The sequence below is a fragment of the Desulfitobacterium nosdiversum genome (assembly GCF_049860565.1).
Taxonomy (GTDB): Bacteria; Bacillota; Desulfitobacteriia; order Desulfitobacteriales; family Desulfitobacteriaceae; genus Desulfitobacterium_A; species Desulfitobacterium_A nosdiversum.
The window spans coordinates 817,780-838,562 of record NZ_CP172056.1 but is presented as its reverse complement, the minus strand read 5'-3'; the positions used below and the strand labels follow the sequence as shown (position 1 = coordinate 838,562).

Below are 20,783 nucleotides of genomic sequence, written 5' to 3'. Positions count from 1 at the left end.
TTCTATTTTTATTAATTTTTCACCCATATCACTTTATTCAGGATAAATCGCACGCGGTCCGCCAATAAGACGGGGGCGCGTCCGGGCCATTGTCAAATGAGCTTCGCCGATTTCCTTGACATTAAGCCGGATCGGAACAGCTACAGGACGCAAATGCATTCCGATAAATGTATCCCCGATATCGATTCCTGCATGCCCTTTAATGCTCTCAACCATGACAGGAGATGAAAAGCTTTGATAAGCTTTTACTGACATCGCACCGCCGGCTTTTAGTCCAGGCAGAACAGTAACAGGTTCCAACCCATAACGTTCTACACATTCCTCCTCAACCACTAAAGCCCGGTTGATATGTTCACATCCCTGAACAGCAAGGTAAAGGCCGCGTTCCCGTACACATTTCAATAAAGGGGGCAGGAGAATTTCTGCAACCTCCGTGCTGCTTCCCTTTCCAATATGCTTTCCTAAAACTTCACTTGTACTGCAGCCTAAAACCAGGATTTGACCTGGGCGTAAATTTGCCTGTGCAAAAAATTCATCTAAAACTTTATACCAGATATCGCCAATTTTATTTAACTTCTCCTCAAACTCACTTGATCTATTTCCTTTTAAGTCTTCCTCTGGCACGTGAGTGCGCCTCCTTAAAGCTCTTCCCCATTTTCGATCGAAGTCAGCAAATCCACTCTTCGAGCGTGACGGCCTCCAGCAAAGGGCGTTTTAATAAAGATATCTACAATATCCAGTGCCAGTCCTACTCCTGTCACCCGCCCGCCTAAAGCAAGCACATTCGCATTATTGTGTTCTCGTGACATACGGGCCGAATACGTCTCTGAACATAAGGCAGCACGAATACCATGCATTTTATTTGCTGCCATGGAAATTCCTAAACCTGTTCCGCAAACAACTATTCCTAGATCTGCTTCACCTTTGATGACTGCATTACCCACTTTAAAACCAAAATTAGGGTAATCCACAGATTCTTTTGAGTTCGTCCCAAAGTCAATAAATTCTATTCCCTGTTCTTTTAAATGAGCACGTATCTCATTTTTAAGTTCATATCCCCCATGATCCGCACCTAATGCTATTTTCACTAAATCCACCTCCATAAGGCTATCTATTGCAAATTCTACACTGTAGCGGACAATCCCTGCCAAATTCACTAGAAACTTCAGAATCCAAGCAGAAAGCCTGGCCGCTGCCAAGCTCTATCCGTTATTTTAATCCTCTTTATGCCAAATTATCCAATTTGTTCTTGAGGTCATAAATCATTTTCTCTATTTCATCGGCAGAAGATTGATAAATCTGAAGAGAGCCGCCATATGGATCTAAAATATCCTGACCCGATAATCCCCAGTTCCCCAGACGGCGAATCTTTTTAACGTATTCCGGATATTGAGCACATAGCCGGATTTCATGTCCCTCTGTCATGGGAATAACCCAGTCTGCCTCACGCAGAAGCTCCTCTGTAACCTGCCTGGCACAATGCGAAGCAAGATCAATTCCTCGATCCTCCATAACCTTTATAGCGTAATCACTTGCTGGCGCTCCTTCCCAGGCACTCATTCCGGCTGAACCAACATCAAACTCAGGCCCCAGAATCACTTTTGCCAGAGCCTCCGCCATCGGGCTGCGGCAAGTATTTCCTGTACAGATAAAGAGCAATTTCATAGTGTATTATTCCCCCTACCTTAATGAACCTACAGCAGCATTCTTATGCCAATAACAACAAGGATTACGCCTCCAACAGCTTCTGCCCGTTGTCCGATCCAAGCCCCAACGAACCTGCCCAGTAAAAGACCGCTGCCCATCATTACTCCGGCAACCAATCCCATGACTAAAACAGTAAAGCCGGTTGAGCTCTCAACTACTCCCAAGGAAAAGCCCACGCTCAATGCATCTAAACTCACACTTGCTGCTAAAGCATAAACTCCCATGCCCTTTAAGGACACGCCAGAGGGAAGCTGGGTCCGTTTCAAAACTTCACGTGCTCGCGAAAGAGGATAACTTTGCGGTGCAGGCCGCCAAGCATTAAAGAGCATTCGCCCCCCGAGCCAGAACAAGACAAGAGCTCCAACCCCTTTGGCTAATTGGCCGATAACCTTTCCTAAAGCCTGACCAAGCAATATTCCCGTTAACGGCATAAACACATGGAAAATCGCGACGATGATAGAAAGCCGCAGCATCATTCGTTTGTCAATTCCCGTAAGGCCGATAGCTAAGGCTAAAGAAAATGCATCTGCACCCAGAGCGATCGAAAGCGCCAAGACCCAAGCCAAATTCAAGACCTTCACCCCCACACAAAACCACTTCTGTATTTTATGCTTGGGGGCAAAGCGAAATGCTTTTAAACAGCCGAGTGTACTTTACAGATACAAGATCTTCTGACCGGAAGCTTTTTCTAAACGATTCATAATGGCAAAACCCAAACCGTTTTTCGAAACTCCCTCAGCCAAAATAACATCAATACCTTGTTCATCGCAAAGTCTAAGTCCCTCATATAGACTCGCGGCAACCTCTTCCGGACGTTTTTCTGAACCGAGTACAAAAAGCAGATCGGGAAGCTGACTGTGCAATTCCGAAGCACTTTCTAAGGTACATAGGATTCCGACTTTTCTCAGTCTTGAATGCGCTTTTTGAATCGCTTCAGTCATCCTGGATAATATCTTTTCCCGTTCACCAATCAAAAGATAGAGTTCTCCCGTTGGCGCATAATGTCTATACTTCATTCCAGGCGCTTTAGGAGCCTGATTCTCAGAAGGATGATCGACTTTAACTTCACCAAGGACCTCTTCAAGTCTTTCTTTGGTAATGCCGCCCGGGCGTAAAATCATCGGCGCCTTCCCTGTTAAATCAAGGACCGTTGATTCAACCCCAACATTGCAAGCTCCGCCATCTAAAACAAGCGGAATTCGTCCTTGTAAATCCTTCCATACATGGATCCCATTGGTTGGACTTGGTTTGCCCGAAAGATTAGCACTCGGGGCTGCAATAGGAACGCCCGCTTTTTCAATTAAGCTTAAAGCAACCGGGTGGCTAGGCATGCGAATACCTATCGATCCGAGTCCAGCGGAAACGGTATCAGGTATAAAAGCAGTCTTTGGTAAAACTAAAGTTAAAGGACCCGGCCAGAACGCTTCTGCACAGCGCTTAGCTTGTTCATTCCAATCTTCAGCCACGGATTTGACCATATCAAAATTGGAAACATGAACAATCAGCGGATTATCCTGAGGACGTCCCTTTACCTTAAAAATCTCCGCGCAGGCATGAGCATCTAAGGCATTAGCCCCTAACCCGTAGACTGTTTCAGTCGGAAAAGCAACTAACTGTCCTTTTTGAATCAGCTTGGCAGCCTCTTCAATATACTCTGGCTCCGGTGTTTGGCTATCGATATATATACGTTTTGTCTCCATATCTATTTCACCTCGTTATGAACTCAACTCCGCATAAACGACCCGATCACGACCTCCGTAATCCTTAAAAATACGCGTTTTAAAACTTTTCTTAAAGAGCTCCTCAACCTGCTGTCCTTGATTCCAACCTATCTCCATGAGGATTTTTCCGTCACGTTTAAGCAAAGAAGCAGCCTCCTCAGCCAGGCGGCGATAAAAAATCAGGCCATTTTCTGCACCCACCAGAGCCATTTGAGGTTCTTCGAAAATTTCTGGTGCAAGTTTTCGATATTCTTCTTCAGGAATATAAGGAGGATTCGTTACCAGCCAATCCCACTCTTCCCCGCAAATAGGTTCAAAAAAGTCCCCTTGCCGCCAATCCACCTGAACATGATTCAGCAGGGCATTATACCTGGCAACCTCAAGCGCGGCCGAAGATAAATCCGTCCCAACAACGTAAGCATCAGGCCGGTAATGGGCGATAGCCACCGCCAATGCCCCGCTGCCGGTACACAAATCTGCAATTTTGACTTCAGGTCGGGGAGATCTTTCTTTAAGTTCAAGCAGCTTTTCAATAATTATTTCACTGTCCGCTCTTGGAATCAAAACACGATTATCAACATAAAAGCCTAGACCCATGAACTCTTGATTATTTAGAATATATTGAAGCGGTTCTCGATCAGTACGCCGTGCAACTAAATCTTGATATGCTTTCCAAGCGGTAGCAGAAAGCACTCCATCCCGATCGAGATAGAGTTCTTCCCGCCGCCGCCCCAAAACATGCCCTAATAACAAATCTGAATCCCAACGCGGATTTTCAATTTCCGCTTTAATTAATTCCAGCTCTCCCCATTTCAGAGCTTCAAGAATTTTCATTAGGCCTCCGTCTTCAAGCGCTCCGCCTGATCTGTGGTAATCAGTGCTTCTATGATCTCATCCAAATCTCCAAGCAAGATACTGTCAATGCGATGCAAAGTCAGACCAATTCGGTGATCTGTGACCCGTCCTTGAGGAAAATTATACGTCCGAATGCGTTCACTTCGATCCCCAGTCCCTACTTGACTTTTCCGAGCCGAGGCCATTTCCCCGTGCGCCTCTTCCTGAGCTTTTTCTAAAAGACGCGCTCGCAAAACGCGTAAGGCTTTTTCTTTATTTTTTAACTGAGATTTTTCATCTTGACAGGATACTACAGTTCCTGTCGGTAAATGCGTTATCCTTACCGCAGATTGAGTTGTATTGACACACTGTCCTCCCGGCCCGCTGGCACAAAAAAGGTCAATCCGCAAATCGTTTTGGTTGATCTCAATTTCTACTTCCTCAGCTTCAGGCAATACAGCAACGGTTGTCGTAGAGGTATGGATTCTGCCCCCGGATTCAGTGGCCGGAATCCGTTGGACGCGATGAACCCCGCTCTCAAACTTCAGCTTGCTGTATGCACCTTGTCCTTCAACAAGGAAGACAATTTCCTTGAAGCCGCCGATGTCCGTGTAGCTCGCACTCATAAGTTCAGTCCGCCAGCCTTGGCGTTCTGCATACTTGGTATACATCTTATACAAATCGCCCGCAAAGAGAGCTGCTTCTTCTCCACCCGCACCGGCTCGAATCTCCATGATGACATTTTTCTCATCATTGGGATCCTTAGGCAGGAGAAGAATCTTCATCCGAGCTTCAAGCTCCCCCCGTTTGGAAATAAGCTCCTCTCGTTCGAGTTCAGCCATTTCCTTCAGCTCTGGATCCAGCTTTTCACTAAGAAGGCTTTCTGTGTCCTCGAGACTCTTTAAAACACTTTTGTATTCACGAAAAGCCTCAACAATTTCAGTCATCCCCGCTTGAGCCTTCGCATACTTTTGCCAACTGTCCTGATTCGCAATCACATCCGGATCGCTCAAAAGTTGGGTTAATTCGTCATAGCGACGTTCAATTTCCGTTAATTTATCAATCATCTCAACACCTCAAAATCACATTGATCACAAAGTCATAATCATTTATTACGAAAGTTCCTGTCCTGATTCTAATACTCCCTTCAACGCCGCTAAAGCAACTTCCAACTGCTGATCGTCCGGCTCCCGCGTCGTTAGTTTCTGTAATAAAAGTCCTGGAGCAATCAACCACCGCCAATAAGGCGAGTCTAGATGCCGTGCAGAGAACTTTAAGATTTCATAGGCTACCCCAGCAACAAGCGGCATTAAAACGATCCGGGAAAGAATTCGCCACCATAAAGGATTAAGCCCGAGAAAGGCAAAAACAAAAATACTTACAACAACAACAATAAGAAGAAAACTCGTTCCGCAACGGGGATGGAGCGTTGAAAATTTACGAGCATTCTCAACCGTGAGCTCCAAACCTTCCTCATACGTGTAAATCGTTTTATGCTCAGCACCATGATACTGAAACACGCGTTGAATGTCTTTCATCCTGGAAATAATCAGGATATATGCAAAAAAGACAAGAAGACGGATTCCTCCTTCGAGGAGATTTTGCAGGATAACCCCTGGAACTTTTGCCTTGAGCAAATGAGCCGACCCTGTCGGCAAACCCACAAATAAAAGGAGTCCAAAACCTAACGCTACGATAACAGTTAAGGCCATTTCCCAAAAACTGAGTTCCTCTCCCGTTTCCTCACCTGCTGCTCGATTCGCAGAAAACATCAAGGCCTTGGTCCCTACGATCAAAGATTCTATCAACGCTACAAAACCTCGAATTAAAGGCAATTTCCAGAAAGCGTTCGTTGACCAAGGCTTAATTTCTTGGTGGGTTACCTCAATCTCACCATTCGGCAAGCGGACCGCAAGCGCTGATGATTTTGGCCCTCGCATCATAACCCCTTCAATCAGAGCTTGCCCACCATACTGAACCGGTTTGCTCATCTACTCTCCTCCTTCCGCGAAGAAAACTAAGCTTCGTCCATTTGGATAAAGAAAACTTGGCTTTCGCCTGAAGACATTGTCTTCGCACTTGTCAAAAATTTTATACTTTCTAATAGTATAAAATGAAAAAGCAGAGCATGCGCTCTGCTTTTTCTCCAGCAACGACCGCAGGCCGTTGTTTATTTTCTTATAGTCCGTATTTCTTTTTAAACTTATCAACCCGTCCACCAGCATCAACAAAGCGTTGGATACCGGTATAGAAAGGATGACACTTAGAACAAATTTCCACCTTGATATCTTTTCTCGTGCTACCGGTATGAATAACTTCACCACATGCACAAGTAATCGTGGTTTGTTCATATTTAGGATGTATTTTCTCTTTCATATCGTCACCTTCTTTCCTTCCGAATATTCAACGGATATGTCATCAGCTCTGACGAGCCTAAGAATCTCCGTACTGAAAACCAGTCAACTTTTAAAATTATAGCACAAAGAAACCAAAACGGTCAAGATAACAATTCGTTATTTCTCACTGCTTTGCTATAGAATATTGAGGTAAAAAATCTGCGGGATCGACTGTTTTTCCATTTTGCCGAATTTCAAAATGCAGGTGAGGACCCGTTGTATTTCCCGTATTTCCGGAAATTGCGATCCGTTCACCGATCTCAACCTGCTCACCTGCCTTAACGAGCAATTGACTATTATGAGCATATAGGGTTTGAATTCCATTTCCATGATCCAGTAAAATTGCCAAACCATATACTCCCAAACGGCCGGCTTTGAGAACCCGACCGGCGCGGGCGGCACTCACCGGTGTCCCCGTCGCGACCGCAATATCAATTCCATGGTGAAACTCTTTATACCCCCGCCAGCCATAATCCGAACTCAACGGGCCCAAGACCGGCCAATGCCAGGAAACCGTGGATCCACGCGATACATCTTCAGCTTTTGTATTTTCTCTGATCGTTAAAGTCATACCGGGTTTAAGAGAATTTAATTTGGGATTATCCTTCATAATCTGCTCCGGTGTTGTTCCATATCTTTTGGCCAAAGCATTCAAATCCTGACCAGACTCCACAGTAACAACTGAAAAACAGGAGATTGTTTTTATACCGCTTGAGTACGCCGGAATAACATTACATATCAGAACAAAAGAGGCCATGAGAAAAGCGGCACACCCTTTCATAAAACGGACGTGCCGCTTTCGCCCCTCACCTTGAACAGTCATTCTACTTAACCACCTCGAAACTGAAAGATTTAACATTTTCCTCTATTCTTTCCAGTTTTCGAAGATTAAATACTATAACAAATTTTTCACTTATAAAGGAAGTTTATCCTCGAGCACATGTATTCATAACACCCTTCATGGCATAAAGGGGTTTCTTATCAAATCGATGCCGCGCTTCAATGAAGCGAACTGTTCCTGTTTCGCCCCGCATAACAACAGTGTGGGTTAATGCGCCTTGTGCCGTAAAATTAACACCGCGAAGGAGCGATCCTTCGGTAATCCCTGTGGCTGCAAAGAAAACTTCATCCGATTTTACTAAATCGTCCAATGTCAGGAGTTTGTTTACATCTGAAATCCCTAAAGCTTGAGCTCGGGCGATATCGGCATCGTTTTCCGGCCAAAGGCGTCCTTGCATTTCTCCGCCTAAACAACGGAGTGCTGCTGCGGCCAAAACTCCTTCCGGAGCACCGCCAACACCCATCATAATATCGACACCGCTTCCTTCAACTGCACATGCTACAGCCGGAGAAACATCGCCGTCAGAGATAAGACGTATTCTGGCGCCTGCATCCCGCGCCTCTTGAATCAATTTATGATGACGGGGACGGTCTAAAATAACAACGGTTAAATCATCAATACTCTTCCCCAAGCCCTCTGACAAAATTGCTAAGTTCTCATGAACAGGGGCATCAAGATGGATTTTTCCTTTACCGGCCGGGCCGGTAGCAATCTTGTCCATATACATATCCGGGGCATGCAGTAAGCAACCTTTTTTGCCAATAGCCACTACAGCAATAGCACCAGCTAACCCTTTGGCAACAATATTTGTTCCCTCGAGCGGATCCACTGCCACATCAAGTTCAGGTGCATCACCCGTACCTAAACGCTCTCCAATATAGAGCATAGGAGCTTCATCCATTTCCCCTTCTCCGATAACTACAGTACCACTCATATGAATGGTATCGAAAACAGAACGCATGGCCTCAACTGCTGCGTCATCTGCAGCCTCCTTATTCCCGCGGCCAACCCATCGTGCGGACGCTAAAGCAGCTGCTTCTGTAACGCGAGCAAATTCCATCGTCAGTTCTCTTTCCATCGAGACGACCCCTCACTTTCAAATCATACGCAAAAATTTTGCAACTAAACAACTATTTGTTCATCACAATTATTCAATTTACTCTTATTGTGCCATACTCTTTCCCTAGTTTCAAGGCAAACAATAATAAAAGGCTCCTTCTCAAGGAACCTTCAAGCTTTTAAAATCTATCCGAGCTTTTTCCAGTCTTCTAAAAACCGTTCAATACCTGCATCCGTTAAGGGATGCTTAAAGAGCTGCCGCAATACCTTAAAGGGAACAGTTGCAAAATCTGCGCCTAACTTTGCTGATTCAGTAACATGAACGGGATTCCGAATACTTGCAGCAATCACCTTCGTGTCGATCGCATGAATGCTGAAGATATCGCATATTTCTTCCACGAGGTTAAGACCATTCTCACCAATATCATCTAAGCGTCCCAAGAACGGACTGACATAGGTTGCACCTGCCCGAGCAGCGAGCAGCGCCTGAACCGCATTAAAAATCAGGGTAACATTCGTGTTAATTCCTTCTTGGCTTAAAACTTTAACAGCTTTAAGACCTTCCTCAGTCATCGGAATCTTTACTACGATATTTTTATGCATCCCTGCAAGTTCCCGCGCTTCTTTGAGCATTCCCTCCGTATCCAGAGCAATAACCTCTGCGCTTATCGGTCCATCAACGACTTGTACCAGTTCTTTCAGAAGCGTATGGAAATCCTTTCCCTCTTTGGCAACTAAACTTGGGTTGGTGGTTACTCCAGCAATAACGCCCATATTCCAGGCTTGATTAATCTCATCCATATTCGCCGAATCCAAAAAAAATTGCATACCTGCTCCTCCTATTAAGCCTTAGCGTTGCTGCCAAAAATTCGAATCTTCTCGCGAATGATTGCCGTTGCTGCCTCCCGAGCTGGGCCAAGCACTTTGCGAGGATCAATTTCTTTCGGGTTTTGTTCAAGAACTAGACGTGCGGCGGCCACAAATGCTTCACGAATATTCGTATCAATATTTACTTTACACACACCCAAAGAAACTGCTTCACGGATCGCATCCTCAGGAACGCCGGAAGAACCATGAAGAACGATAGGGGTGTTTACCCGTTTCCTAATTTCTTTTAAACGCTCGAAATCAAGCTTTGGAACCCCTTTATATTGTCCGTGGGCTGTGCCAATGGCAATTGCTAAGGCATCTGCGGGAGCTTCTTTAACAAAGCGTTCTGCCTCGGCAGGATCGGTAAACAAGGCTTCACGTTCACTGATCGAAATATCATCCTCAGTTCCCCCAATTTTGCCCAGTTCCGCTTCAACGGAAATTCCTAAGGGATGAGCGACTTCAATAACTTTATTTGTTAATGCGATATTCTCTTCAAGAGGAAGTTTAGATCCATCGATCATAACCGAGCTAAAACCGTTACGGATACATTGCACTACTTGAGTAAAACTCGTTCCATGATCCAAGTGTAAAGCCACTGGAATACTCGCTTTTTCAGCTGCTAATCGTGTAAGTGTCGCTATATATTCAATTCCGGCATATTTAATGGCTCCTTGGCTGGCCTGAATAATAACAGGTGCCTTTTCCGCTTCAGCAGCAGCGACAATAGCCTGAACGATCTCCATATTATTACAGTTAAATGCTCCGACAGCATAATGCCCTTCCTGGGCCTTTTTAAGAAGCTCTGCAACAGGAACTAAACTCATGATTTATTCCTCCTCATTCGCCTTGGCGAGTTGATTTGCCCGCTGGTGGCGATTAATTAACAACGTTTTATTTTCCTCAAGTTTTAAGGATTTCATTCCTTCAAACAGACGAATATTTTCTGAGCTGTCGCCATAGATTACACCCACTGCCTCACAGTCTTCACAATACAGCTCAACTCGATCAGGCAATAATTCAAAGGACAAATGCCGGTTTCCGCAGCCACAGCTTAAAGCACCGTTTTTAGCCAAATAATGAAGATGATCCAAAAGTTTTAACATCACTTCCGGATTTTCGAATTCTTCTTCATAGCCCAGTTCCGCAGCCAATTCGCTTATCGATTTTTCCCGTTCATGACAGGCTTGGGTTACCTTTTGTTTAGGGCCAATAAAACCCGTTGAAGCTTCAACCTCCGGACATACCAAAGGCAAAACCGCCTTGCCCCAAATCGCACTCCGTTTTAAGCGTAAATAGTGAACCTCACCGCAAAATGCGCAGTGAAAAGATAAATTAAAATGATGATGATCACGGCTTACAACGGATAATAGAGGCTCACCGCATTGACAATAAAAATTCTCTCGCCCTTTCCCTGCAAAAGCAAAAAGAGAAAGAGCGTTAAATTCGAGTTCACCACATTTTGGGCATTGGATGGCCACTGACGTATTTGTCGTCAGTATCATAATTCCCACCTCTTTCTACTGAACTATACTTCGGCAAATCTCAGAGTTTTCCTGCATCCATACAGCCAAAAAAAATGGTGAAAAATTATAGAGAAAGAGACTTCCCAAAAAGAAAGTCTCCTTAAAGCTTACCCTTAAATAAATAAAAAATGAAAAAATTTTTCTTCTTAGCTATAGGTTGCTCACGTCTGAACTTGTCCGCATGTTACCTTCTAGAATCTCTCGAACGCGGTCTCTCATTTCAAACAGATCAAAGGGCTTGCTCATATAATATAGAACCCCTAAATCCCGGGCCTGCTCCATATTTTGAGCATCTCCATAGGCGGTCATCATGATAACCCCAACCTCTTTGTTAAATGATCGAATTTGTCTTAGGGTATCAATTCCATTCATACCCGGCATCTTCATATCCATCAAAATGAGATCAGGACTAAAATCCTCTAAAATTTGAAGTGCTTCTTTTCCATTACCCGCCATTTCTACTTCATGTTGATCTTCTCGGAAGGTTTCATATAACAATCGCCTTACCCCGAGTTGGTCATCAACAACCAGAACCTTAGACATCTTCTCACCTCTCACTTGGTGTTAATTTCTCCATATCCTGGTTGATATTCTGTATTAAGGGATAAAAATCCTTCTTTTATTCCTCGTTTTACAAAGAATGTTTTATCTTTACAGTAAATCCGATCAATTCGAGGGTTTGCTAAAGTTCTTCTCAGCGGAATAACAACCTCATCGCCAACCTGGCAAGAGAAATTACCCACATCCAATACGGTCAATTGCATTCCTATCTTTCCCGCTACGGGAACGACATGACCTCTTAAGTTAACCGTTTCTCCCCCTAAATAAACCCCAAAAAGAGCAAGCATATTTTTAATAACAATCTTAATAAAATCCCAAAAACCCTGTGGTACAAAATGAGGGACTACTCCAAATCCATCCGCATAACCTACAGGTATGACGGCGAGTTGGGTTTCCTTTTTTGTTCGATAAGTACTTTGATAACCAACGTACGTTCCTTTCGGTACATTGCGCATGTGTATAATTCTTGTTTTCGCGACCCAGGGATCCTTCAATTTGAGTTTTCCCGCAAAGCTGGGAGCAGGAAAATGCCCGATTAAAAGAGTCCCCACACGAACAAAATCCAGATGCCACTCAGGAAAATCCAGAAAAGCCGCGCTATTGCAGATATGTTTTAACATACTGTTTACCCCCAGCTCTTCAAGCCTTTTTACACCTTTCTGAAAATGATTATACTGTTCCTGTGTATAGGTGCGATCTCTCTGTGCTGCTCGTGCTAAATGCGTAAAGACACCGACTGCTTTAATATGCGGATTTGCCGCAAGGGCTTGCGCTAAATCCTCCAAGTCTTCATAAAAGAAACCGGTTCGCCCCATACCTGTTTCTAGTTTAATATGGACTTGTGCCGTTTTACCAAGGTCAGCAGCGAACTCCTCCAGACTCTGAATTTGCCCAAAGCTGGACAGGGTTAATTGGAGATTGGCTTGAAGCGCTTCCTCGACTTCCTCCTTAAGGACAGGACTAAGCACAAGTATTAACGCATCAATACCATGTTCGCGTAAAATAATTCCTTCTGAAACGGTTGTTACAGCAAAGGCTTCACAACCTGCCTCTTGAAGAACATGAGCTACCTGTACCGCGCCCATTCCATACGCATCCGCCTTTACGACGGCCATCAATCGGCTTTGAGGTTGAAGATGCCCTATAATTTCCTGATAATTATTGAGTACTGCATCGAGATTGACTTCAATCCAGGTTTCGCTCAATCCTTTGCACCTTCCTCATGTTCATTATTTATGATGGGAATGACCTTTCCCAGCCCGCCGAATTTTACCGAGAATTCCTTTTACGACATCTGAATAAATGGGTTCAAAATGCGTCCACATAAAATAAATAAAAGGTCGATAAACTAAGTCCCACTCGCCCACAAACTCGGTGTACTCTCCATTAAAACCTTTTTTAAAACGATAAAGTCCATATAAAGGATTATCTTCTGTTAAATGCCCTGGTACCCCGCGGAAATCGTACATTGTACACCCTTTGGACTTAGCCCAACGAATCATTTCCCATTGAATCAAATAGTTAGGCATTACATTTCTGTGCTCATTGGATGAAGCACCATACAAGTACCAAGCCTTCTCGCCAATAATGAGAGCAAGTGTCCCCGAAATAATCTCGCCCTCATACTCTGCCAGAAAAAGTTCAGCAAGACCGGCTGGATGAAGCAGATCATACATATCTTCAAAATAGGAGTAGGAACGTACCAGGAAACGGTCACGCTCTGTCGTTTCCTTAAGAACACGGTAAAATTCAGGAAGATCTTCCTTACTTCCCATTCGTATGGTGACCCCTTTTTTCTGAGCCAATTTTACATTATAGCGTGTTTTCTGATGCATTTGCTTGAGCAGTGTCTCTTCGTCTGGGGAGATGTCCAACCGGAAAACATATTTGGGCTGAACCCCTTCGAATCCTTTGCCGCTTTCAGCGGACCGGAAACCTCGCGCGCGCAAATAATTTTCGAGCTGTCGCTCCGATGAAGGAACATCAGGATCAACTTTTAAGAAAATTGCTCCGCGCTTCTTAGCTAAAACCTTAACTTCAGCTAATAAAGCATCAAAAAGTTTTTCATCTTGCCATGCAACGACCGGACCTCGTGACGCATAAAAGATAGGAAACCCTACAACAGGAAGCTTTCGTTCCAAGATTGAAATTGCAGCTACAATTTCTCCGTTTTCCTCCAAAATTAAGCGCCAAGGATGCCAGCCTGTCCGGCTTTTAAGCTCTCCCCATTCCCAGGTTTGTAAAACATGGCCTTTGGGATGGCGAGCCAAAAATTCATTAAAACGTGATTTTTCACTTTCATCAATCCATCGTGCAGTATAGGGCATTCGTTTAGCCTCCCAGTCTAATCTATATCAAAAAATTATCATCTAAGATAAAGCTTTGCCGTTTATGAAGATTCACAAACTCACGCTAATTAAAAGGATTCCATGGCTCTCTAACAGGCCATGGAAATTTTCATTGTTATTAATTCTTATTTCAGAGCTGCGTTGACGAAGTCTCTGAAAAGTGGATGCGGACGATTAGGTCGGGACTTGAATTCCGGATGATATTGTGAGGCAACAAACCAAGGGTGATCCTGATATTCTGTGACTTCAACTAAACGTCCATCCGGTGATGTCCCTGAAAACTTCAGTCCTGCATCTTCCAACTCTTTACGATACTGGTTATTCATTTCATAACGATGACGATGACGTTCGTAAATCACTTTCTCCTGATAAGAAGCGTAAACCTTACTGTCTTCTTCTAGTTTTACAGGAGAAATTCCAAGGCGCATTGTGCCGCCTTTATCTTCAATATCCTTTTGTTCAGGCAGGATATCAATAACAGGATAATCCGTATCCTCATTAAATTCCGTACTGTTTGCGCCTTCCATATTACAGACATTCCGCGCAAATTCTATAATCGCACATTGCATTCCCAAGCAAATTCCTAAGAAAGGAACTTTATTTTCACGGGCATAACGAATGGCCTCAATCTTACCTTCAATTCCGCGATTTCCAAACCCCCCGGGAACAAGGATTCCTTTTACCCCTTGGAGAAGCTCTTCCGCTGATTTTTCTTCAATCTCCTCGGAATTAACCCACTTGATCTTAGCCTTAGCTGAATGCTCTGTTGCCGCATGGCGAATGGCTTCTGCTACACTCAGATAGGCATCAGGCAGTTCAACATATTTTCCAACGATCGCAATTTCTACTTCACGGGTTGGCGATTTAATACGCTCAACCATGGCTTTCCACTCGTTCATATCTGCACGAGGAGCTTCAAGTCCAAAATGCCGAAGGACAATATCGTCCAAACCTTCTTCCTGAAGTATCAGAGGCACCTCATAAATCGTTGGGGCATCCACCGTTTGAACGATTGCTTCCCGATCAATATCGCAAAGCAAAGCTAATTTTTCTTTCATATCTTCAGAAATTTCATGTTCAGCACGGCAAACCAAAATATTCGGCTGAATCCCAATTCCGCGCAGCTCTTTTACAGAGTGTTGAGTCGGCTTTGTCTTCAGCTCACCTGACGCTGCAAGATAGGGAACCAAGGTCACATGAAGATAGAGCACATTCTCACGGCCAATATCTCCGCGCATTTGCCGAATCGCTTCAAGGAAGGGCAAGGATTCAATATCTCCTACTGTTCCGCCAATCTCGGTAATCACTACATCAGGGTGAGATTCCCGGGCAACCCGATAAATCCGTTCCTTAATCTCATTGGTAATATGCGGAATCACCTGGACAGTTCCCCCAAGATAATCCCCTTTACGTTCTTTGTTAATAACAGACCAATAGATTTTCCCTGTTGTAACATTGCTGCTTTTAGAAACCGGAACATCAATAAAACGCTCATAATGCCCGAGATCCAAGTCTGTCTCCGCTCCATCATCCGTTACAAATACCTCACCATGTTGATAAGGGCTCATTGTACCGGGGTCAATATTAATATAGGGATCAAACTTTTGAATGGCAACATTTAATCCTCTATTTTTTAACAGACACCCGAGCGAAGCTGCTGTAATCCCCTTTCCTAAAGAAGATACAACTCCACCAGTAACAAAAATAAACTTCGTCATATTCCCCTATCCTTTCTCAAGCATATTCTGCGTTATTATGTTCTAATAACACAAGAATGTCTATTCTTTTACTAAAAACGCCAAAGCAAAAAACATAAAAAAAGCTAGTCCGCAAGACGCACTAGCTTTATTTTTTCCCACTATGCTTCATTCTAGCCATATTAGTCAGCTCTGTCAATATAAAGCATCCTAAAACGGCAAACTAATTCCATGAATCATCATTTGGTCGGTGAGACGGCTCCGCATAGGAATCATCCTCCTCAAAGGAATCTGAATCTTCCTCAGAATCATCAAGGAGCAATTCCTTTTCTTCCTCGTCTTCTAAGTCAGTCTCATCCTCTTCATTGACTGATTCTTTGTTTAAAAGATTCACGGATGATGACGATTTGCGAGGACTGCGGCTCGGCGTCCAAGCTCTAAGCCCCCATTCGCCCTTTCCCAAATACGCAAAACGAGAATCCAAGTTGATTTGTGTTAATACTGCCGAAACTCGATCTGGCTCCATTTCAAGATTTCTTAATTTAAGAACGTCTTGAATTAAGTCAAAGTAGTTTCGAGAACGGCCTTGATCTAATAGTAGTTGATAGGCAATATCCACCTCAGAACTTTGTGCTTTCGGTGTATTGGAATGGGTCAAATAATCCCACCGCCCTTCTCAGCTGCATCGAAATTTAAATCATTATATTCGACCCATCCCTAAATATTTCCTGCCTAACTGAAAAGGGAATTAAGAAAAATTATAATTTACACACTACATTCTTTCCGGTGCTGTAACTCCTAAAATTGCCAAGACATTGGCTAAAACTTGCTTTGTCGAACAGACTAAAGCCAAACGTACCTTTCGTAAGTCTTCCTCATCAACCAATACCCGTTGACTGTTATAAAAACTATGAAAGAGCGCTGCTAAGTCTAAAACATAACGGGCTAAACGGTGGGGCTCCATAAGACGTGCAGCCGTAGCAATTTCACCCGGCAAATCGGCCATTTTCTTAAGAAGCTCCTGTTCCTCCGTACTATTTAAGAGGGCGAGTTCTTCTTTTGTCGGAATCCCGGAATAGGAATAACCGGATTCTTCAGCCTGCCGCAGAATACTGCATAGGCGCGCATAAGCATATTGCACATAGTAGACCGGATTATCCGATGACTCTGCTTTCGCTAAATCAAGATCAAATTCAACGGTAGAATCGGGATCCCGCATAATAAAGAAGAAGCGTGCGGCATCCTTGCCGACTTCCTCCATCAATTCCCGCAATGTAATATATTGACCTGAGCGTTTAGACATCCGGACGACTTCACCATCTTGAATCAAGCGCACAAGCTGCATCAAAATGATTTGCAGATTATCCGGATTATAACCGAGGGCAGACATTGCTCCCTTCATACGGGCAACATGTCCATGATGATCTGCTCCCCAAATATTGATGACACGGTCAAATCCGCGTTCAAATTTATTGCGATGATAAGCGATATCCGCTGCAAAATAGGTCGGCGTTCCATTACTGCGAACCACAACCTCATCTTTCTCATCACCAAAAAGGGTAGACTTCAACCAAAGGGCTCCCTCTTTTTCATAGATATACCCTTGCTTCTCCATATCCTCCATTGCCTTTTTAACAGCTCCCGAATCATGGAGGGATTGCTCGCTGAACCAAACGTCATAATGAACTCCCATATCGGCAAGAGTTTGACGGATATTTATAAGTTTTTCCTCCAAAGCATAACGAACTAAAAACTCGCGCCGAAGCTCAACCTCAATATTAAGGTATTTATCTCCTACCTTAGCAATCAATCCTTTTACCGTATCAATCAGGTCTTCCCCATGGTATCCCCCTTCAGGAAAAGGAACATCTTGTCCTAATTGCTGCAAATAGCGAGCTTCCAAGGAGAGTGCAAAATTATGAATCTGATTGCCTGCATCATTAATATAGAACTCACGGCTTACTTCATATCCGGCAGCAGTTAAGAGGGAGGCCAAGCTGTCTCCTAAAGCTGCGCCGCGTGCATTTCCCATATGTAACAATCCAGTCGGGTTAGCACTTACAAATTCAACTTGAACTTTCTGCCCCTGGCCTAGGTTTACCTTGCCATAATCTTCACCTTGGTTCAAGATCTGAGGAATCACTCCAGTTAACCACGTTGGGTCAAGCTTAAAATTTATAAAACCTGGTCCTGCAATTTCGTGCGATTGAATCCACGTTCCCTCTGTTTGAAAGTGCTTTAAAAGTATTCCCGCAATTTCACGAGGAGACTTACGCGCCTGTTTCGTTAAAACCATCGCTAAATTAGTTGCAAGATCCCCATGCTGTTTTTCCCGAGGTTCTTCTAAAACAAAATTCGGTAAATTTTCAAATGTTAGATCTCCGGCATTTTGTGCTGTTTTAGCTGCATTAGTCAAATTAGCTATAACTTTTTCCTTAATTTCTTCATATAAACTCATTGAGGAGTATCCTCCTTTATATTAATCTCCAGCATATTATCACTTACCTTTTCATCATTCGCGAATAGGTTATATTTTAGAGTAATATGTCCGCCTTGCTCTGTCAAGTTAATCTCCATTTCCTCAGTCAATGTGCTCATATAAATTGAAGCAAATGAGGTTACATAGTTGGAGTGATGGAGAATCCCCGGCTCAAATACCTGACGAAATTCAGCACCACCCATACGATTAAGGATTATTCTATTCTCTTCCGTTTTAAGAACCGTGGAAACTCCAGTCATTCCTGTTTCTATAGGCTCTTGATATATTATTATAAATTTCCCCTGCCGTTTCTGAAATGAACCCGCAGCTTGATATTTTACTTTATCCACCCGACCATCGGAATACACCTGTGTCCCGATGATCTCGATCTTTACCGCCTTACTCAAAGACCTTTTTCCTTTCTTCTAAAGAATATCTATAAAAATTATAGCTCACATTAGGCTATTCTGTCAGATTTTATTTTAAAATGCATGTTGTATTGCTCCAACAGCAGTTAAAAATTAAAAGATTAGAGAGGGTAAGCTGCCCTCTCTAATCTTCCCATTCTTTTCGGGTTCTAAATCAGAAAAACTAAATCTTAATGATTGTCTACTGCAGGTATTCTCCGCGCGGAGTCTTAATGATCCGCTGAATTTTTTCTTCAAGACCGCTTTCGGCATTGATATATACGAGATACTCCTCACCTTGGTATGTTCCGCGGAATTCATAAGCTAATACTTCACGGTTCCCTAAAACCGGAATAACTGCCAATCTTGTTTCCTTGATCTGAAAACCGCTCCGCAGCTTTGTCTTAGCCTCATCGGCTGAAATTTTTGCCGAGAACTTCCTCTGATAATGATATGCCCAATAGGGTGTTGCATCATAAGCAGTAATTTGACCATTATCCAAAGTAACAGTTAAACGAATTTTATCTGGGTAATAACGCACCTTATCCTTTTCATCGACAACCTCAAGCCGGAGGTAACCGCCATAGTCTTCAATTGAGGTCGGAACCAATTTCCATCCCAAGTTGTCCAACGTCGATAAAGCCTTGTTTTTCGCTTGTTCAACTGTTAAAGTTCTTTCCTGCAGCGACCTTTGGTTCGAATAATCAGTGACTACGCCGCCCCGCTTGCTGACTGTGAGGCTGATATCCCCTTGCCGCCAGAGATACCCGCCCATCGGTCCTGAGCTGACACCGGCAAACTCAAGGTTTACACCAGGCGACCCTATTTTATTTAAAAAGTCCTTGGCAACTTCAAGGGATTTATCCTTATTCACTTCTTGAGTCGGCAAACCCAAAGGCTCTGCGACAGAGCGTGTTGCAAATTCTCCAGTATAGGAGAAAGGAGGCAATTTTTGCAGGCTGGCATTGAGCTGATCCAAGCCGGAGCGCACGGAACTCGCTTGAACATCCTGTCCCTCGGCAGCTGCTTCTGCAATTTGGGTTTTACTGAAGCCTAGCTTTTTCCACGTTGCAGCAGGCTTATTTGCCCATGCTAGGTTTTCAGTATCTACCCGTACAAGAAGGTCTTGAACTTTGCGATTGGCGGAAAGAAGACGATCATGCACATCAGCTAATGTTTTCTCTTCTTCATTTGTTAAATTAGACCCGATCGCTACCTTATGTGCAGCATTTCGGGAAAAATCACCGACTTGGTTCAGAAATTGTCCTACATAACTCAAGCCATTATCCTCTGCCGGCAGCTGGGCTAAATCCTTCATAGCGGCCTCACTATTGCTCCCGGCTTGACTTAAGTAAAGTACCTTTTGGTTTGCAGTGGAAGCAACCTGACCTTTCGATAAATCTGTTTCCAGTTGGTCCATATGACTGGCTAAATCTCTAAAGGCGCGTTGATTTTGATTTTCTGTTGTCAGCCGCAAATTCTCCGCCTGCCGGTATTCATTAATTCCCCAGCCTAGAGAGAGAATAAGGGCAATCCCTAAAAGACCATACCAAAATTTTCTGTCCATGCCTTTCCCTCCTACCGAGTAAAGATATGATTGCCGATTTGCAATATTTGCGGCCGTGACCAAATATATTTGTTTGAGGTTTTAGACGGATTGAAGAAATAGAGCGCTCCTTTAGAAGGATCTGATCCATTCGCCGCTTCACTGGCCGCCTTAATCGCTGATGACTGAGGAGCTAAATTGATTTGTCCGTCATTTACACACGAAAAGGCTCCCGGTTGGTAAACGATATCTGCAACCGTTTTCGGGAATGCCGGATCCTTTATCCGATTTAAAACAACTGCGGCGACTGCGACTTGCCCCTGGTAGGGTTCCCCCCTGGCCTCGCCATTTACCAGCCGGGCTAAGAGATTGATATCCACATTTTTAGAACCGACAGGCTTCCCTGAGGAGGTTGTACTTTCACCCGTTAAGCGTTTCAATTCGGTTATCGTTACTGTCCCGGCTAAACCATCCACTTTCAGTCCGTGATCCTGCTGAAATCTACGGACCGCTGCTTGAGTTTTAGACCCAAATTTTCCGTCGAGCGGGCCAACAACATAACCCATCTGAGTTAACCGCTTTTGCAACTCCCTGACCTCAGATCCATTTGAACCTTTGCCTAACAAACGGTCGCCTAATGCGCCATAAGCTACACTTGACAATGCTAAGGCCAGAATCAGAGCAAGCCCCCCGACCCAAAGTTTCTTGCGTGTCATTGCTCCTCACCTCACTTGAAAGATTTCTCTTTTAGTGTGGCTAACTTTTGTTAAATTATCCAAATCAAAGCAATA

23 protein-coding genes are annotated in these 20,783 nt (G+C 43.9%); all 23 read right to left on the bottom strand.

Annotated features, from left to right (window positions below; translation table 11 throughout):
• Positions 1-33: 33 nt before the first annotated feature.
• Positions 34-564, bottom strand: coding sequence for a TIGR01440 family protein (locus tag ACHOLT_RS04130; RefSeq protein WP_425807870.1), 531 nt, complete (start codon positions 562-564; stop codon positions 34-36).
• 74 nt (positions 565-638) lie between these two features.
• On the bottom strand, positions 639-1,088 hold the full coding sequence (gene rpiB / locus ACHOLT_RS04125) for a ribose 5-phosphate isomerase B (protein WP_425805968.1): 450 nt from the start codon (positions 1,086-1,088) through the stop codon (positions 639-641).
• A gap of 136 nt (positions 1,089-1,224) precedes the next feature.
• Positions 1,225-1,665 carry a low molecular weight protein arginine phosphatase gene (locus ACHOLT_RS04120; RefSeq protein ID WP_425805967.1) on the bottom strand — a complete coding sequence of 147 codons (441 nt, stop codon included), beginning with the start codon at positions 1,663-1,665 and terminating at the stop codon, positions 1,225-1,227.
• A gap of 29 nt (positions 1,666-1,694) precedes the next feature.
• Positions 1,695-2,279, bottom strand: a complete 585-nt coding sequence (locus tag ACHOLT_RS04115) for a manganese efflux pump MntP family protein (RefSeq protein ID WP_425805966.1) — start codon at positions 2,277-2,279, stop codon at positions 1,695-1,697.
• 81 nt (positions 2,280-2,360) lie between these two features.
• Positions 2,361-3,407 carry an L-threonylcarbamoyladenylate synthase gene (locus tag ACHOLT_RS04110; RefSeq protein ID WP_425805965.1) on the bottom strand — a complete coding sequence of 349 codons (1,047 nt, stop codon included), beginning with the start codon at positions 3,405-3,407 and terminating at the stop codon, positions 2,361-2,363.
• A 15-nt stretch (positions 3,408-3,422) separates the two neighbouring features.
• Positions 3,423-4,262 carry a peptide chain release factor N(5)-glutamine methyltransferase gene (prmC, locus tag ACHOLT_RS04105; RefSeq protein ID WP_425805964.1) on the bottom strand — a complete coding sequence of 280 codons (840 nt, stop codon included), beginning with the start codon at positions 4,260-4,262 and terminating at the stop codon, positions 3,423-3,425.
• The gene (gene prfA / locus ACHOLT_RS04100; protein ID WP_425805962.1) at positions 4,262-5,329 is read right to left on the bottom strand and encodes a peptide chain release factor 1; all 1,068 of its coding nucleotides are present in this window, start codon (positions 5,327-5,329) and stop codon (positions 4,262-4,264) included. Before prfA ends, prmC begins: the two co-directional genes overlap by 1 nt.
• A gap of 45 nt (positions 5,330-5,374) precedes the next feature.
• Positions 5,375-6,253 (bottom strand): DUF1385 domain-containing protein, encoded by an 879-nt coding sequence (locus ACHOLT_RS04095; protein ID WP_425805960.1) that lies wholly within the window; start codon positions 6,251-6,253, stop codon positions 5,375-5,377.
• Between the two features lie 187 nt (positions 6,254-6,440).
• The gene (rpmE, locus tag ACHOLT_RS04090; protein ID WP_425805959.1) at positions 6,441-6,638 is read right to left on the bottom strand and encodes a 50S ribosomal protein L31; all 198 of its coding nucleotides are present in this window, start codon (positions 6,636-6,638) and stop codon (positions 6,441-6,443) included.
• Positions 6,639-6,782: 144 nt separating this feature from the next.
• A complete protein-coding gene (locus ACHOLT_RS04085) occupies positions 6,783-7,481 on the bottom strand; it encodes a peptidoglycan DD-metalloendopeptidase family protein (RefSeq protein ID WP_425805957.1) in 699 nt (232 codons plus the stop codon).
• Between the two features lie 103 nt (positions 7,482-7,584).
• Positions 7,585-8,577, bottom strand: coding sequence for a class II fructose-bisphosphatase (gene glpX / locus ACHOLT_RS04080; protein ID WP_425805955.1), 993 nt, complete (start codon positions 8,575-8,577; stop codon positions 7,585-7,587).
• A gap of 167 nt (positions 8,578-8,744) precedes the next feature.
• Positions 8,745-9,386, bottom strand: a complete 642-nt coding sequence (fsa, locus tag ACHOLT_RS04075) for a fructose-6-phosphate aldolase (RefSeq protein WP_425805953.1) — start codon at positions 9,384-9,386, stop codon at positions 8,745-8,747.
• Between the two features lie 14 nt (positions 9,387-9,400).
• Positions 9,401-10,255 carry a class II fructose-1,6-bisphosphate aldolase gene (locus ACHOLT_RS04070; protein WP_425805951.1) on the bottom strand — a complete coding sequence of 285 codons (855 nt, stop codon included), beginning with the start codon at positions 10,253-10,255 and terminating at the stop codon, positions 9,401-9,403.
• Between the two features lie 3 nt (positions 10,256-10,258).
• Entirely contained in the window at positions 10,259-10,933 is a 675-nt protein-coding gene (locus tag ACHOLT_RS04065) for a hypothetical protein (protein WP_425805949.1), read from the bottom strand.
• Positions 10,934-11,104: 171 nt separating this feature from the next.
• Positions 11,105-11,497 carry a response regulator gene (locus tag ACHOLT_RS04060; RefSeq protein ID WP_425805948.1) on the bottom strand — a complete coding sequence of 131 codons (393 nt, stop codon included), beginning with the start codon at positions 11,495-11,497 and terminating at the stop codon, positions 11,105-11,107.
• A gap of 11 nt (positions 11,498-11,508) precedes the next feature.
• Complete coding sequence (gene alr, locus ACHOLT_RS04055; protein WP_425805946.1) at positions 11,509-12,720, bottom strand: alanine racemase; 1,212 nt, start codon at positions 12,718-12,720, stop codon at positions 11,509-11,511.
• 24 nt (positions 12,721-12,744) lie between these two features.
• Complete coding sequence (locus ACHOLT_RS04050) at positions 12,745-13,842, bottom strand: lipid II:glycine glycyltransferase FemX (RefSeq protein ID WP_425805945.1); 1,098 nt, start codon at positions 13,840-13,842, stop codon at positions 12,745-12,747.
• A 146-nt stretch (positions 13,843-13,988) separates the two neighbouring features.
• Positions 13,989-15,581, bottom strand: coding sequence for a CTP synthase (locus tag ACHOLT_RS04045; protein WP_425805944.1), 1,593 nt, complete (start codon positions 15,579-15,581; stop codon positions 13,989-13,991).
• Positions 15,582-15,783: 202 nt separating this feature from the next.
• Entirely contained in the window at positions 15,784-16,218 is a 435-nt protein-coding gene (rpoE, locus tag ACHOLT_RS04040; protein WP_425805942.1) for a DNA-directed RNA polymerase subunit delta, read from the bottom strand.
• 114 nt (positions 16,219-16,332) lie between these two features.
• On the bottom strand, positions 16,333-18,018 hold the full coding sequence (argS, locus tag ACHOLT_RS04035; protein ID WP_425805941.1) for an arginine--tRNA ligase: 1,686 nt from the start codon (positions 18,016-18,018) through the stop codon (positions 16,333-16,335).
• Entirely contained in the window at positions 18,015-18,446 is a 432-nt protein-coding gene (locus tag ACHOLT_RS04030; RefSeq protein ID WP_425805939.1) for a DUF1934 domain-containing protein, read from the bottom strand. The genes argS and ACHOLT_RS04030 overlap by 4 nt, the downstream gene beginning before the upstream one ends.
• A gap of 202 nt (positions 18,447-18,648) precedes the next feature.
• A complete protein-coding gene (locus ACHOLT_RS04025; protein WP_425805937.1) occupies positions 18,649-20,013 on the bottom strand; it encodes a PepSY1/2 domain-containing protein in 1,365 nt (454 codons plus the stop codon).
• 11 nt (positions 20,014-20,024) lie between these two features.
• Positions 20,025-20,708, bottom strand: coding sequence for a spore cortex-lytic enzyme (gene sleB / locus ACHOLT_RS04020; RefSeq protein WP_425805936.1), 684 nt, complete (start codon positions 20,706-20,708; stop codon positions 20,025-20,027).
• Positions 20,709-20,783 lie beyond the last annotated feature (75 nt).